Source organism: Bacteroidota bacterium (assembly GCA_026391695.1).
GTDB lineage: Bacteria > Bacteroidota > Bacteroidia > Bacteroidales > JAGONC01 > JAPLDP01.
This window is the reverse complement of the sequence record JAPLDP010000065.1, coordinates 25,751-41,286: the sequence shown is the minus strand read 5'-3', so window position 1 is coordinate 41,286 and position 15,536 is coordinate 25,751. Positions and strand designations below refer to the sequence as shown.

10 protein-coding genes are annotated in these 15,536 nt (G+C 42.1%); 7 read left to right on the top strand and 3 right to left on the bottom strand.

All coding sequences use genetic code 11. The annotated features are described in order from the left end of the window. Positions 1-65: 65 nt before the first annotated feature. The 3 genes from NT175_08355 to leuS all read right to left on the bottom strand — a co-directional run bounded on the left by NT175_08355 (position 66) and on the right by leuS (position 10,062). On the bottom strand, positions 66-6,167 hold the full coding sequence (locus tag NT175_08355) for an MG2 domain-containing protein (protein ID MCX6234720.1): 6,102 nt from the start codon (positions 6,165-6,167) through the stop codon (positions 66-68). A gap of 154 nt (positions 6,168-6,321) precedes the next feature. Further along, on the bottom strand, positions 6,322-7,116 hold the full coding sequence (locus tag NT175_08350) for a DUF3108 domain-containing protein (protein ID MCX6234719.1): 795 nt from the start codon (positions 7,114-7,116) through the stop codon (positions 6,322-6,324). Between the two features lie 162 nt (positions 7,117-7,278). Next, complete coding sequence (leuS, locus tag NT175_08345) at positions 7,279-10,062, bottom strand: leucine--tRNA ligase (protein ID MCX6234718.1); 2,784 nt, start codon at positions 10,060-10,062, stop codon at positions 7,279-7,281. A 153-nt stretch (positions 10,063-10,215) separates the two neighbouring features. Here leuS and NT175_08340 point away from each other — a divergent pair, with 153 nt between their 5' ends. The 7 genes from NT175_08340 (at position 10,216) to ruvC (ending at position 15,513) form a co-directional block, all read left to right on the top strand. Beyond that, positions 10,216-11,094, top strand: coding sequence for a permease-like cell division protein FtsX (locus tag NT175_08340; GenBank protein MCX6234717.1), 879 nt, complete (start codon positions 10,216-10,218; stop codon positions 11,092-11,094). A gap of 4 nt (positions 11,095-11,098) precedes the next feature. Next, on the top strand, positions 11,099-11,392 hold the full coding sequence (locus NT175_08335) for a DUF3098 domain-containing protein (GenBank protein ID MCX6234716.1): 294 nt from the start codon (positions 11,099-11,101) through the stop codon (positions 11,390-11,392). Positions 11,393-11,411: 19 nt separating this feature from the next. Beyond that, positions 11,412-12,197 (top strand): undecaprenyl-diphosphate phosphatase, encoded by a 786-nt coding sequence (locus NT175_08330; GenBank protein ID MCX6234715.1) that lies wholly within the window; start codon positions 11,412-11,414, stop codon positions 12,195-12,197. 101 nt (positions 12,198-12,298) lie between these two features. Beyond that, positions 12,299-13,000 carry a tRNA pseudouridine(55) synthase TruB gene (gene truB / locus NT175_08325; protein MCX6234714.1) on the top strand — a complete coding sequence of 234 codons (702 nt, stop codon included), beginning with the start codon at positions 12,299-12,301 and terminating at the stop codon, positions 12,998-13,000. A gap of 215 nt (positions 13,001-13,215) precedes the next feature. Continuing rightward, positions 13,216-14,271, top strand: coding sequence for a tRNA preQ1(34) S-adenosylmethionine ribosyltransferase-isomerase QueA (queA, locus tag NT175_08320; protein MCX6234713.1), 1,056 nt, complete (start codon positions 13,216-13,218; stop codon positions 14,269-14,271). Between the two features lie 19 nt (positions 14,272-14,290). Further along, positions 14,291-14,965, top strand: a complete 675-nt coding sequence (locus tag NT175_08315; protein MCX6234712.1) for a 2-C-methyl-D-erythritol 4-phosphate cytidylyltransferase — start codon at positions 14,291-14,293, stop codon at positions 14,963-14,965. Next, the gene (ruvC, locus tag NT175_08310) at positions 14,962-15,513 is read left to right on the top strand and encodes a crossover junction endodeoxyribonuclease RuvC (protein MCX6234711.1); all 552 of its coding nucleotides are present in this window, start codon (positions 14,962-14,964) and stop codon (positions 15,511-15,513) included. Before NT175_08315 ends, ruvC begins: the two co-directional genes overlap by 4 nt. The last annotated feature ends 23 nt before the right edge of the window (positions 15,514-15,536 follow it).

The following is a 15,536-nucleotide window of genomic DNA, read 5'->3' as shown; positions in this document are numbered from 1 at the left end:
GAGCTGGTGATTCACTGATAAATTTTTAGTGTACGTGTCCCAGCATTTAAAGGCTGGATTAGTTTTCATTCACCAATATGTACTCTAATTCCCTCAGAATGAGCTGCAAATTCCGGTGCATACATACACTGGATGCTAGTGATGCCATTAGAAAAATCGCCTTGCTGCGAAACTATCATAGGGTATTCAAAAACATAAGTACCTTTAAGCAAGTAACTAAAGAAGAAATTCGTCGACGCATCGCGTGTGCTTTCGTAATAGCCAAGTCCTCCTTCGTATTTGTATGTTGACAGGACATTGACCGGCTCGAATGCTGAGGCACGCATGTCTTTCATGTGAACGTATTCCATATCGCGGTCGACGCGAAGCTCAATACGTACCTTGAGACGGTCGCCAACGTGAAGGCTGGTATTAGGGATGACCGGTTCAATAACAGGTCCGGAAGGCGTATTCCTTTCAACAAATAGTTTCTTTTCCAACTTCAAGGGTGTCTCATGTGGTGTTATTTTATCCAGCTGCTCAAAATACTGCCAGTATAATGCACCCCAGGCTACACCTTCATCACTTTTTGTGACGGTGACATGGCCCATGTCAGGTGTTATTTCCTTGCCGCTCCAGGATGTCTTAAAATATCCTGTGCCGGCTTCAGCCTTTACATCATCCATAATCTTAGGATCAATTACATTGTTTCCAAGTGTGACCTGAACCAGATCCTCGCTGACCAGAATATCGGTACCTCTATGGAGCAGGGCATATACAGCCTCAACTGTGGCTTTAGTGGTCTCCCAATCCTGAGTTTGCTTATGTTTCAGCAACCATATTTTCATTTCTTCAACTGATACTGCATCATTAGCGACCTCCTCGAAAGTTTCGATAAGCAAAGCTTGTGTTTCAATAGATGCCTGGTACCAATAATAGCCGCCGGTATTTTCCCTCCAGTACATGCCCATTTCTTCGGAATGTAATGCATGTTCCTTCAATGACCTGATGATATCGGCAGGAGTGGACTGATCGCCAAAGCGCTGTAAACCAATGGCAATCATTCCCTGTATGTAAATGTTTTGCTCTGTCCAGTATTTCTGTGCCTGTCCTTTAAAGTAGTCGAAGGCCTCGCGGTTTTGTTTGTCAATATCAATATTAAAATTGAATGCATTGTAAAAGCTCCTTGTATAGAGGTAATGAATCTCAACGGAACTCAGGTGGTTTTTATCCATTTCTTTCGGATAAAGCTCTTTTATCCGTTCATAATCCTCTCTCATCCTGTCATCGATATATCGTACAGCCCTTCTGACCATTTGCCAGACATCGTCATTTCCAACGACATCTTTTATCTGAAGATGGTTCATCTTGCCGAAGCCGCAAACAATATGCTGCGTGATATAGCGGCTGTCTTCCATGCCTTTAAACCATGGCCATCCGCCATTGGGCAACTGCATATTCCTCAGTTTCATCAGGGAAGCCGACTGTTCACCTGCCATTTTGTTCAGATCAAACAACAGGCTGATTCGCTGCTTTCGTTCATTTTCATTTTTTGCATCCATCACCCAGGGTGTCTCTTCAAGAATCAAGGCTTTAAGTTCCCGATTTTTTTCAAGGTTCGATAATAAAGCTTCCGGACTATAGGTTTTCCAGCTATCGAAGACTCTTTTAATTTTCGGATTGGAATTGACAATATGGCTGGCGAGGCTGTTGGCGTATAAGCAGCTGAACACCTGCTCAGAACATTCATAGGGATATTCCATCAGATAAGGTAAAGCCTGCACAGCATACCATGCCGGATTAGAAGTGAATTCAAGTGTCAGCTTATGATTCTTTAAGGTTGGAGATGAGGCTGAACTGACCAGTTTATCGAAAGAAAAGGTTTTAGTCTGCTTACCATTGACAGGTAGTGGCAATGTTTCGGTCACCAGCATACGGTTTGTCAAGACAGGTAAAGGTTTCTCCTCACCATCGCTATAATTACCGGCTTTGGCAAATATTTGATAGGTAAGAGCCTGAATGCCTTCATAGGGAATGAAAATATTCCACCTGACTACTGCACTCTGCCCTTTTTTAACTAAGAATGGCTGGTCGGGAGCGGACATCAAAATGCTTACCGGTGTCATACTCACCGCATCAAAGAATGCCAATGTTGTTGTTCCGCTTAGTTCATTATCAGAGAGGTTGATGACCTTAGCTGTGAAAACCATGGTGTCACCTTCCCTGTAAAATCGCGGGGCATTGGGCACCACCATCAGCTCTTTCCGAGTGACAAGCTCCCTAGTGACCTGGCCATATTTCAGATCGATAGTATGTGCCAGTCCAAGCATCTTCCAGCGGGTGAGTGATTCAGGCATCTTAAACCTGATGATGATATTGCCATTTTCATCCGTTTTCAGGTCAGGGAAGAAGAATGCTGTTTCGTTGAAATCCCGGCGCAGCTGAGGTCCGGATGGTTCTTTGGGTTTTACGGCAATTTCTTCCTCTGCACCTTCTGATTGTTTCCCCCCATCACCAGGTACAACCATTGCTTCTTCTTCCACCATCATAACTGCATGAACCTCACCTTTTATCATAGGCCGTACATTGTCCATAACACCTTCGACATATCTTGAATATCCAAAATAATCAAAACCAAACCAGTTCAGCCGGTCATAGGTTCTGTCACCAGGGTATTCATATAGTTTGGAGGTTTCCGTGATGTCCTGTGTGTTTTTCACTGAAAAGGCATTTTGCACATTCCAACCACTTGAAGCATCAGTTTGCTCAAAGAGGGAGAAATCCCATGCGTGGGGCACAAAAACATCCAGCGAGGCATCATACATAGAAGCGACCATCTCAGCAGCAACTTCCTCACCTCTTTTATCTTTTATTTTGATGCTCCACTCTTCTGCCTGTCCTGGCATAAGCTTATCCCTGAAAGAACTGAATTCAAAATCCAATGCTTTATTGGTATATGGTACAGTGACAGTATTCAGATCCATGTAACTTCTGTTGAATCTGACACATGCCAGATTAATCATAAAATTCCCTCTGTACTCCTCTTTCAGGGGAATACCAATAAATTTCTGTTGTGCATTCAGTTTGATCCACTCCCTATGGATAATTTTGTCATCTTTGATAATTTCATACAGAATATTTATGTTTTTATCCTTTGTTCCAATAAGAAAGGCAGCATTTTCACCGGGTTCACCATTCATTTTTTGAGGTAAAAACCAATAGATTTCGTTTACCGGGGCCTTTTTATCAGAAGGGGAGTAAATAATAAAATATTTTGTCACTTCAACCTGCTGTCCGAATTTATCGGTAGTGCTTGCTTTTAAGACATATTGGCCATTTTCCCATGCCTGCAGATCAGTCAGGGCTATCAGGCTGTCATTTTCCGTATCAAATGCCTTATTGAGGATTGATTGTCCGGTCTTCCACTTTTCAATATTGTCTTCATCATTATAGACATCATGCGGAAAAGCATCATAAAACTCTTCTTTGGTCATAATAAATTTATCAGGCTGCTCCCATAGCCGTTCCCTGAATAGACGATCAGGTTCAATGAGCTTGCTGATAGTCAGCATCCCTCTGGCAGGTTCTTTCTGGCCGTTCAGGTTGGTTGATAAAAGTTTAAACTCTGCTTTGCCTGATTTATCGATCCCGTCTGGTACATCCACATTGATTAACAGTGCTGTATACCCCACTGAGACCGTGGTTTCAGAGGTCTGAGTCTCGCCGTTGATATCGGTCACTTCTGCGATGACATGATAATTAAAGACCGGCTTGAATTTCTTTTCAATAGTTGCATCAGGAACAGCCTGGAAAACGATGGTAAAATTGCCTTCGGCATCGGTTACAGCAATGCCATTGACTATCTCCATATCAGGTGTTGAGCGGAACCAGTTGCGCCACCAGTAGCTCAAATAAGGGAACCTGGCCTGTCGCACCACACGGTATTTCACCTGGGCATTGTCAATGTTTGCGCCCGAATAAGATTTGGCCCGTCCCTGAACTGAAACTGGTTCATTGAGTTTATAAACTCCTTTGACAGGATTAAAGATGACCTCAAAATTAGGCCTCTTATATTCTTCCACTGAAATTTCGACAGAACCTGACTCATTGCTTATGGTCATCTGGCCAGTAAGAACGCCGACAGGAGCTGTAAAAGAGCCATTGAACGAGCCGTAATCATTGCTTATAACAGCCACTTCCGATATCTTTTGTCCGTTGATGTCATAAAACCTCACGCTGGATTTATAACCGGGAAGTATCTCATTAATTTTCCCATCAGTTTCAATGACAATACCTTTGAAATATACGGTTTGTCCCGGACGGTATATGGCCCTGTCGGTGAAGAAGAACGTTTTGGGCCTCATTTTCTGTGGTTCAGGACTGCGACCATATTGATAAAAATAATTGTCAGTTATCAGGGTGTCATTTCCTGCAGCGAACCTGATAATAAATGATTTACTGTCAGTACGGGGCAGGAGAGCCGGAATGGTGAAAAATCCATCCTCACCGGTTGTGTATGTATTCCAGGGTTGAAGATCATACCTGCGTTGGTTATAATCATAATTGCGATAGAAGGTCTGAATATTCACGCCGGCCAACGGTGTGCCTTTTTCCCTGTCAAGGACATAAAACTCAATGCTTCCGTCACCGGCCTGGCGATTAATATAGCTTATATTGGAAATCCAAAAAGAGCTGTATGCCACGACTTCGTCGGTGTAAGAAAAATCCTTATCTGTTGAGGCAAGGATAACATAATAACCCAGTGGCAATTCAGGAATTTTTATCTCTGTTGCATGTGTCTGAAAATCTCCATCATCAATCAAACCGACCTTCCACTCTTTGAGAACCGGAAGGCGCAGGTAACCGACAACAAGCTCCTTTGCACGCTTTCCTTCCCTGAGTCTTCTGTCTGTCTCAGCTGGTAAACTAATGATCCGGATGAAGATTTCAGGAGAGTTTTTATAGGATACCAGACCCAAAAAAGATTGGCCTTCCACATTGCCATAAGTGGTAGTTAGGTTGAGAGCCTTTTCAGTGATATGGCTCATAAGGCTTTTGCATCTTTTTGAGCCCTCTGCGTCAGGAAAAGCATTAATGGCCTTCTGACAATATTGATAGGCTTCTTTGATATCCCATTTATAAAGATCAGATTTTAAGGGTTGATAATTATCACCTCGGTCGAAAAGAGCTTGTGCAAGCTTATAACTCACCTCCGCAGAAGCAGGAAAGCCGGAATATTTGCCAAGTAACGATTTGAGTGCCTCAATATACAGGCTGTCTTTTATTTCCATAAAAGCATACTGCCTGACAAATTGCAGTCTTTTAAGGTCCACATCAATGAGAGCTTCCGGAGACTTGTCATCCAGGTGAAAACGTATGATATCCTTAAACAGATTGATGGCATGGAATTTCAGCGACATCGTATCTTTCGTCGAAATGTCCATTCCGATAAAATCGCTGCATGGTTTGAAATATTCCGGTGAATCCATTACAAATTTGTAGACCGGTTCAGTGAGACCTGACTCTTCATTCATATAAAAGTCGATAGCCCGGTGAACAAGGAAATCATAAAGGGATGGCCTATACATCTTCGAACTTTCCTGAGTGATCAGGATAGGATCATAATCCTTCAGAGATATGGCCTGAAGTTTAGCAGCACTTTCCAATGATTGCCGGTAGTTCAGGATAGTCACATAGACAAACTTATTAACATCCCAAGTCCGTATGTCTTTCTGATCAAAACCTAGAGTCGCCGTCCTATCAAGTATCTCGTGTCTGTCCGACTGATAAAACCTCCAGTAGAGTTCAGCTAAAATGGAATGGAGAATCTGTTTTTCGGGGAATGAGGCACGGGAAATTTCCTTTTCGGCATCACCAATAATATTAACCATGAAATCCTCTTTAAATTCGGCTTGCAGCTTCATCCGATAAAGAATAGCTTTAATAAATTGTGGGGAATTATTATCAGCCCGGGCCCTGCTATAAATAGTCTCCACAATTTCTAATGCTGATTGTGGTAAATCTTTCTGAATCAGAGAATCTACCTTTTTCCAATCCTTGTCGTAATTATTATGATTTGTCATAGTTTGTGTATTCTTATCGGTGATCGTAACGCTGACGATTACAAAGCTGCTTAAGGCAATGGTTAAGCCAATAATAGCTGACAATAAGATCGGTTTTCTTTTCATTGATTTTGGAAGTTGGTTGTATATTATTTCAGGATAATTCTATTCTATTGATGAAAATTATTCCGTTTTCCACATTTTCACCTCACCCTCTTGCACCGGGGCGAGGCACTTTAAACACTAAAATTAATTGAAAAGGCAATCCCATGCTACGGATTTAATAGATTTTTGAGGTCAGCGGATTCGACAGACCCTCGAAAGCAATGAGCTCAACTTTAACAGTTCCGACTATGATTGCCGATTGAGCGAGGACTGGAACCATATTTCTATCGTCCGTCACCCAAAGGGTCATCGGGTATGGTTCTTTGAACACATCCCCAACAAGAACCATAGGTTTGAATTTCAGGCAGGCAAAGGTACCAATGTCAATTTTGACAGTATCTCTGCCTTCAAAAACAACCTTCGATACATAAACCGAATCATCGAGATAAAAATCAAATGGGAAAACATCCCCGGGACTAACATTGGCAAAATCAAATGTACGGGCATAATAGAAAGCGGATACAATATCCTGCACATTCTCGGGAATGGATTTGGTACTGTAACGGCTGATAGCCTCCCTATACTGATGTTTGAACACAACATCATCATTCCTGACATAACTACCCTCTTTGGTCCGCCGTATAAAAAACCATGGAATGAGAGCTTCTTCATCAATATATGATTCAAACCTGTCTCTGACCTTATGGAAAAGATCAAGCATACCTGTTGATCTGCCAGTACCAATGATATGAAATGTACTCCGGTCATTGAATTTCTTACGTTCCTTTGTAATTGTGATCGTGGCAATCCCGGCTCTTACATTAACCATCCATGTATCCCAGTACACCTTATACTGAAGGGATTCCCCACGTTTAAATGCAGATTGGTTAATCGTTCGGAAATCCTGGGAAAAAAGGAAGGACGTACAGAGAAGAAGGCTTATAAATATAGAGACTCTCCTGGAGATCATTGAATCAATTGTTAAATAACTCATCCCTGTATCAACTTACATGCCATTGAAATTTAAAACAAGGCTGTCTCAAAAACTCTGATTTTCTCATATGCCAAAACTAAAAAAGGCAGAAGAATTAAAAGGATGCCCTGATTTTAAAGCTGATTGACACATCGACAATTACACCACCACATTTATAATTTTCCCTGGCACAATAATCACCCTCTTAGGCGCTCTGCCCTCCAGCCACTTCTGAGCCTGATTTGCTGACAGGACAGTCATTTCGATTTCTTCCTTTGGCATGGTGACCGGCAAATCCAAAGTGAAACGCAACTTACCATTAAAGGAAACCGCATACGTGAAGGTGTTTTCCTTGAGATATTCTTCATCATAGGAGGGATAGCTTGCAAATGAAATACTTTCCTTATAACCAAGCAATTGCCACAACTCTTCGGCAACGTGGGGCCCATAGGGAGATAGAATGACAGTTAGTGGCTCAAGGATAGCCCTCTTGTTACATTTCAGATCCGACAAGTCGTTAACACAGATCATATATGTGCTGACCACCGTATTGAATGAGAACCGGCAAATATCTTCTTCCACTTTTTTAATCGCCTTGTGTAGGATCTTAAGTTCCTCCTGTGCCGGTTCAGTGAGGGAAACAGAAAATACATTGTTTTCATCATGGTAAAGGCGCCATAACTTCTTCATAAATCTGAACACTCCCTCAATACCCTTTGTATCCCAAGGTTTATGGTATTCCAGGGGGCCGAGGAACATTTCATAAAGCCTTAATGTATCAGCCCCGTATTTCTCGATCAGGGCATCAGGGTTCTGGACATTATGTTTTGACTTTGACATTTTCTCGATTTCCCATCCGCAGATGTATTTTCCATCTTCAAGGATGAATTCAGCATCAGCAAAGTCACGTTGCCATTTGCGAAAAGCGTCAATATCCAGTACATCGTTGTCGACGATGTCGATATCAACATGCTGTGCAACAGTATCATACTGTTCCTTAATGTTATAAGAAACAAAGGTGTTTGTTCCCTTGATCCGGTAAATGAAGTTCGACCGTCCCTGTATCTTGCCCTGGTTGATTAGTTTCTTAAACGGTTCTTCCTTGCAGGAAAGCCCAATATCATAAAGGAACTTATTCCAGAACCTGGAATAGATCAGGTGTCCTGTGCCATGCTCATCACCTCCGATGTACAGGTCGACGTCCTGCCAGTAATTGTTGGCTTCCTTTGAGAAATATTCGTGGTCGTTCTTCGGGTCCATATACCTGAGATAGTACCCACTGGATCCAGCAAAGCCTGGCATAGTGTTGGTTTCGAGCGGGTATCCTTCTTTTGTGTTCCAGTTTTTAGCTCTTGCCAGTGGCGGTTCGCCAGTCTCTGTTGGCAGGTATTTACTCACTTCAGGCAGTTCAAGCGGTAGCTCGCCTTCATCCAGAGGATAAGGGATTCCATTTTTATAATATATTGGAAACGGCTCACCCCAATATCTCTGACGGCTGAAGATAGCATCTCTGATGCGGTAATTCACCGTTCCATAACCCAGCCCGTTTTCCTCGAGCCATTTTGTTGTTGCCTTAATGGCTTCCTGTACAGGCATACTGGTGATAAAACCCGAATTGATCATGGTGCCAATTTTGGCATCAAATGATTCCTCCCAGGTCTGTGGGTCAACAGGCACTTCGCCGGGACGCAGAATGACCTGGATGATAGGCAGCTTAAAATATCTGGCAAAAACAAAATCGCGGCTGTCATGAGCAGGCACAGCCATAATGGCGCCTGTGCCATAGCCTGCAAGGACATAATCGGCTACCCATATCGGAATAGACTCACCGTTCACCGGGTTTATACCATAGGCGCCGGTAAACACACCAGTGATATTTTTAACTTCAGCCTGGCGGTCTCTTTCAGAGCGATTTCTGGCCCATGATACATAATCCATGACAGTTTTACGGCGGTTGGGAGCAGTGATTTTTTCCACAAGGTCATGCTCCGGAGCAAGAACCATAAAGGTTGCCCCCCAGAGGGTATCCGGTCGGGTGGTGAAGACCTCCAATATATCATCAAAATCCTTTATCCGAAAATACACTGCAGCACCTTCGGAACGTCCGATCCAGTTGCGCTGCACCTCCTTAAGGGAATCAGACCAATCGATGGCATCCAGGCCTTCAAGTAATCGCTGGGCATAGGCGGTAATCCTCAGAAACCATTGTTTCATCAGCTTTCGTTCAACAGGAAGTCCTCCTCTTTCAGAGAATCCGTCTTTCACTTCATCATTGGCTAATACTGTCCCAAGTGCCGGGCACCAGTTGACAAAAGTTTCTGAAAGATAGGCCAACCGATAATTCATAAGTATCTCCTGCTGTCCTCTTTCATCCATAGCCTTCCATTCAGAAGCAGTGAACTTTTTTGTTCTGTCGCACACCGCATCAACATTCCCGTTACCATTGCTTTCAAATTCAGCAATAAGAGTACCAATAGATTCAGCTTTATCAGTTTTAATATTATACCATGATTTAAAAAGCTGAATGAAGGTCCATTGAGTCCATTTGTAATAAAAAGGATCACAGGTCCGGACTTCCCTGTCCCAGTCGAACGAAAAGCCAATATTATCAAGCTGCTCCCTAAAACGGGCGATATTGTTTTCAGTAGTCACAGCAGGATGCGTACCAGTTTGAATAGCATACTGTTCAGCCGGCAAACCGTAAGCATCATAACCCATAGGATGAAGAACGTTATATCCTCTGAGCCGCTGGTAACGCGAATATATATCCGAGGCAATATATCCAAGTGGATGACCGACATGCAATCCAGCACCCGATGGATAGGGAAACATATCCAGCACATAATATTTAGGCTTGGAATAATCTATATCCGCCTTAAAGGTTTTATTCTCACTCCAGAATTTCTGCCATCTCTTCTCGATTTCCGAAAAATTATATTCCATATTACTAATTTGTTGCCTCTGAGGTTTTGGCTTGCGAAATTAGTAAAAACAAGTCAATTTGAGCCTTAATTTTGACATAAAGTCTCCTAAAAGAAAGGACAAAGAGCATGAAGAAGAGTTTTATTTTATAATTTCGCATCATGGTCATCAGTAATGGTTTTTAACGAAGAAAAATATAACCAGCGTCGCCTCAAGACGTCATATCTTACAACTATTGTAAGCATTTCGCTGGTGTTATTCATGCTGGGGCTGCTTGGCCTTATTATTCTTCATGCCAAAAAGTTAGCTGATTATGTAAAAGAAAACATCAGCCTGTCAGTCATCATAAATGAAAATATTAAAGATGCAAAAATCCTTGAGTTTCAGAAAAGACTTGACATCTCACCCTTTGTGAAAAGTACTGAATATATTACCAAAGAGAGAGCAGCGACCGAACTGAAACGTGAACTCGGCGAAGATTTCATTTCCTTCCTGGGTTATAATCCCTTGCTTCCTTCCATTGATGTGCATCTTAAAGCGGATTATACAAATAATGACAGTATAAAAAAAATCGAGCAACAACTAATTGCTGATAATATTGTCAAAGAGGTGTTCTATCAGAAATCACTGGTTGATCTTGTGAATGAAAATGTGAAGAAAATCAGCTATGTGATCCTTGGTTTCAGCACACTGTTAATCATCATAGCTATTGCACTGATCAATAATACTATCCGGTTATCGGTATATTCGCGGCGATTTCTGATCCGAAGCATGCAACTTGTCGGGGCTACCCAAAGTTTTATCAGGAAGCCCTTTGTCGTGCTTGGTATCATACAGGGATTGATCGGATCGATGGTGGCAATTTTATTACTGATAGGGGTCTTGTATATTTCGCAAAAACAATTACCTGAACTGATAGAACTTCAGGATATCAATTTATTTTTAACTTTGTTCGGCCTGGTCGTTGTTTTGGGGATTCTTTTTTCATGGTTATCGACCTATTTTGCGGTCATGAAATACCTTAGAATAAGCACTGACAAATTATATTTATAAGATTATGAGCAAGCTACAAACGAAAAAAGTCAGCACACCTTCCGCACAGAAACCAAAGGCTGCAGAAAATAAGCCATCCGATTTTGCCTTTGGGAAAGAAAATTATCGTCTGATGATCATTGGTCTTGCCCTGATATTTCTCGGATTTCTTCTGATGATCGGGGGCGGTTCTCATGATCCGAATGTCTTTAGTTACAGGTTATTCAGCTTCCAGAGGATGACCCTTGCGCCTCTTCTTATCCTCAGTGGATTTGTGGTGGAGATATATGCCATCATGAAAAAACCTAAAGATGAGTAATTAACCAGGGATAAAACGGATGGATTGGCTAACAGCATTGATCCTGGGGATTGTCCAGGGACTTGCAGAATTTCTTCCTATCAGCAGTAGCGGGCATCTTGAACTCGGGAAAGTCATTCTCAACAGCGATCTCTCTGAAAACATAACATTTACAGTTGTTGTTCATGGAGCAACCGTACTGAGTACTGTGGTTGTCTTTTATAAAGACATCCTGCAACTGACCAAAGCATTATTCTCATTCCGTTGGGATGACCAAACCAGATACATAGCTAAACTCCTTCTATCTATGGCCCCGGTTGCCTTTATTGGAATTTTTTTCAAAGAGGAGGCAGAAAGCTTTTTCAATGGTAATGTACTTTTTGTTGGATCTATGCTTATTCTGACCGCCATTTTACTATTCATTGCTCATTTCAGAAGGCCGGGTAATAAAAACATCACATTTCTTGATGCTATCATTATAGGCATTGCCCAGGCAATAGCAGTGCTACCAGGTCTTTCACGGTCGGGAGTAACTATTTCCACCGGACTTTTACTGGGAAACAAAAGAGAATTGGTTACACGCTTTTCATTTCTCATGGTTATCCTGCCTGTGTTGGGAGCCAATTTTATGGATATTCTAAGGGGCGACATGGGCACACAGGTTCATGGAAATATAGGACCAATCATCATTGGATTTATCTCTGCATTCATTTGCGGATTATTAGCTTGCCGATGGATGATCGGCATTGTCAGGAAAGGAAAATTAATTTGGTTTGCAATCTATTGCCTTGTTATCGGTACTATTGCGGTTTTTATTTCTCTTTAGATCAGGATAATATCTTGACCTATTGACAGATAACATAATATCTTATCCCTGATGGGACTTGGAAAATCTTTGATGAATAGGGTACCTGCCAAAATCATTACATGACAACGACGAGGACTTTTGATTTTCTGAATGGGGAAATACTTCTGATTAACAAGCCTAAAGGATGGACATCCTTTGCAGTGGTCAATCACCTGCGGAAGTTTATTTGTTCACAGCTTGATATAAAGAAGATCAAAGTTGGTCATGCAGGTACACTGGATCCAATGGCAACCGGATTGCTTATCCTATGCACAGGTAAATTTACCAAAAGAATGCAGGAATTTACCAGTCTGGATAAGACCTACAAGGGAACCTTCATTCTTGGTGCTACCACACCTACTTTTGATGCTGAAAGCGCAGTGGACCAGATATATAGTACCAGCCATATAACGCCTGATTTACTGGAAAGTACACGACAGCATTTTATAGGAACAATAAGACAGACTCCTCCACCCTTTTCTGCAGTTAAAATTGCAGGCAAACCAGCATATGCCTATGCACGAAAAAACAAGACAGTCTTTATTGAATCAAGGGAAATCACTATTTATAAATTTGACCTGACCCCTATCGCACTTCCGGAGATTGCCTTTAAAGTGGACTGCAGTAAGGGTACATATATCCGTTCACTTGTTCATGATTACGGAAAAGCTGTATCCTGTGGCGCCTACTTATCATCTCTGACAAGGACCAGAATAGGTCCTTATCACCTTACTGAAGCCTATGAAATAAATCATTTTAAGGAGATCGTTACAGCTAAATAATCCGGTATATTTGAAATCCTGATCTCAACAATAACATTTTCCGATTTCTTTCGTTTAAAATATACTGCCCTCTGCTGATAAGTTGTTTTTACGATACTGACTCATTGAACAAAATAGAATTATTTACGTTTTAACAGCAGGTTATTGCTTTTTTGAGAAAAATTCATTAACTTTGCCGGCTTTTTAAGAAATAAATAAAATTTCTATATATATCCATGAAATTATCTCAGTTCAGGTATCATTTGCCATCGGGATTAATAGCGGATCGTCCGCATGAACACAGGGACGAGTCAAGGCTTATGGTCCTGCAAAGAAAAACCCAGACCACAGAGCACCGGGTCTTTAAAGATGTTTTGGATTATTTTAGAGAGGGGGATGTGTTCATTTTAAATAATACCAAGGTTTTTCCTGCTCTTCTTATGGGGGAAAAGGAAAAAACCGGTGCAAAGATCACTGTGTTTCTTTTGCGGGAACTGAATCCGGAATCCCGATTATGGGATGTGTTGGTAGATCCGGCCCGGAAAATCAGGATCGGGAACAAATTATACTTCGGAGAAGATGACTCGCTGGTAGCTGAAGTCATTGACAACACAACTTCGCGGGGAAGAACACTGCGTTTTCTTTTCGACGGTCCTTACGAAGAATTTAAAAAGACCATTCAAAAACTTGGCAAAACGCCGCTTCCTGCTGAGATCCAGAAGATCCGTGAAATTGAACCGGAGGACAGAGAACGTTACCAGACCATATATGCAAAGCAGGAAGGGGCAGTTGCTGCTCCGACAGCGGGACTGCATTTCAGCCGCGAACTCATGAAACGCCTTGAGCTTAAGGGAGTGATATTCGCCGAGGTAACCCTGCATGCCGGTATTGGAAATTTCCGAACCATTGATGTTGAAGATTTGACCAAGCATAAAACTGATTCAGAAGAAGTTTACATCAGCGAAGAAACGGCCAACATCGTTAACAAGGCTAAGGAAAACAAGAAAAACGTATGTGCAGTGGGTACCACAACCATGAAAGCCGTCGAATCATCAGTCACTATTTCAGGTTTGTTAAAGCCCTATTCAGGCTGGTCGAACAGGTTCATTTTCCCGCAATACGATTTCAGCATAGCCTCTGCCATGATCACTAACTTTCATTTGCCTCTTTCACCGATGCTGATGCAGGTGTGTGCTTTTGGCGGGTATGATTTTATTATGAAGGCTTATAAAGAAGCTGTAGAACAAAAATACAGGTTCTTCTCTTATGGAGACGCCATGCTGATCATATAGAAACCATATAAACATTCCCTTGGATAAATTCGTTATCATTGCTGCTGGTGGTCGTGGAGAAAGGATGAATGAAGGATTTCCCAAACAGTTCATGCTATTGTCGGAAAAGCCGATTCTGATGCACACCATCAGTATTTTCCATCAAGTCATTCCGTCTGTTCAAATCATATTGGTACTTCCCGCAGATCAATTCAGCACCTGGAAAAAACTCTGCAATATGCATTCATTTCATATTCCCCATCAGCTTGTCAATGGCGGTACTGAGCGTTTCCATTCTGTAAAAAACGGACTTGAACGTATCGGTAATCAATGTCTCGCCGGCATTCATGACGGTGTACGTCCTCTCGTTAGTGAGGGAACAATAATCAGAACATTTGATGAAGCAGAAAAGTATGGTAATGCCATACCAGTGGTCCCTGTGAGGGAATCGGTTCGAATTGTCGAAAATGGGATCAGCCATCCGGTGAAAAGGGATGCCCTGCGCTTGATCCAGACACCGCAGGTGTTTCATTCTTCGCTGATAAAACAGGCTTATACACAGCAGTATCGTCATGATTTCACTGACGACGCAACAGTATTTGAATCTATGGGTGGCACGATCCATTTGGTTGAAGGGAATCAAGAAAATATCAAGATTACAACCCGGAATGACCTGATCATCGCTGAAACACTGATAAAAAACCAGTTTTCATGACCGAACGTATTATATTAGGTATAGACCCAGGGACGAATATTATGGGTTATGGCGTCATCCGGCAAAAAGATGAAGAATTGACCCTTCTTGGCATGGGTGCGCTGAAACTGGCAGGGCTGCCGGATCCAATGGTTAAACTTGAAAAAATTCTTCAGACCACACTTTCACTTATTGATCAGTACAGGCCTGATGAACTGTCAATTGAAGCTCCGTTCTATGGCAAGAATATCCAATCAATGCTCAAGCTTGGCAGGGCCCAGGGTGTTGCGATTGCCGCTGCATTGCTGCGTAAGTTACCTATTTTCGAATACTCACCAAGGAAGGTCAAGCAATCCATAACCGGCAAAGGCGGTGCTTCAAAAGAGCAGGTAGCTGCAATGCTGCAAAAATTTTTCACAGTTGAAGTGTCTCCTGGACAGTTGGATGCTACTGATGCTATTGCCATTGCCTTATGCCATTATTTCCAGAGGATGCCTTCGGTATCTAAGTCACAGTATCACAGCTGGAAGGGATTTGTTAACGAAAATCCAGGAAGGGTAGTGCAGTGATATTTAAATAGCCGGTACAGAGA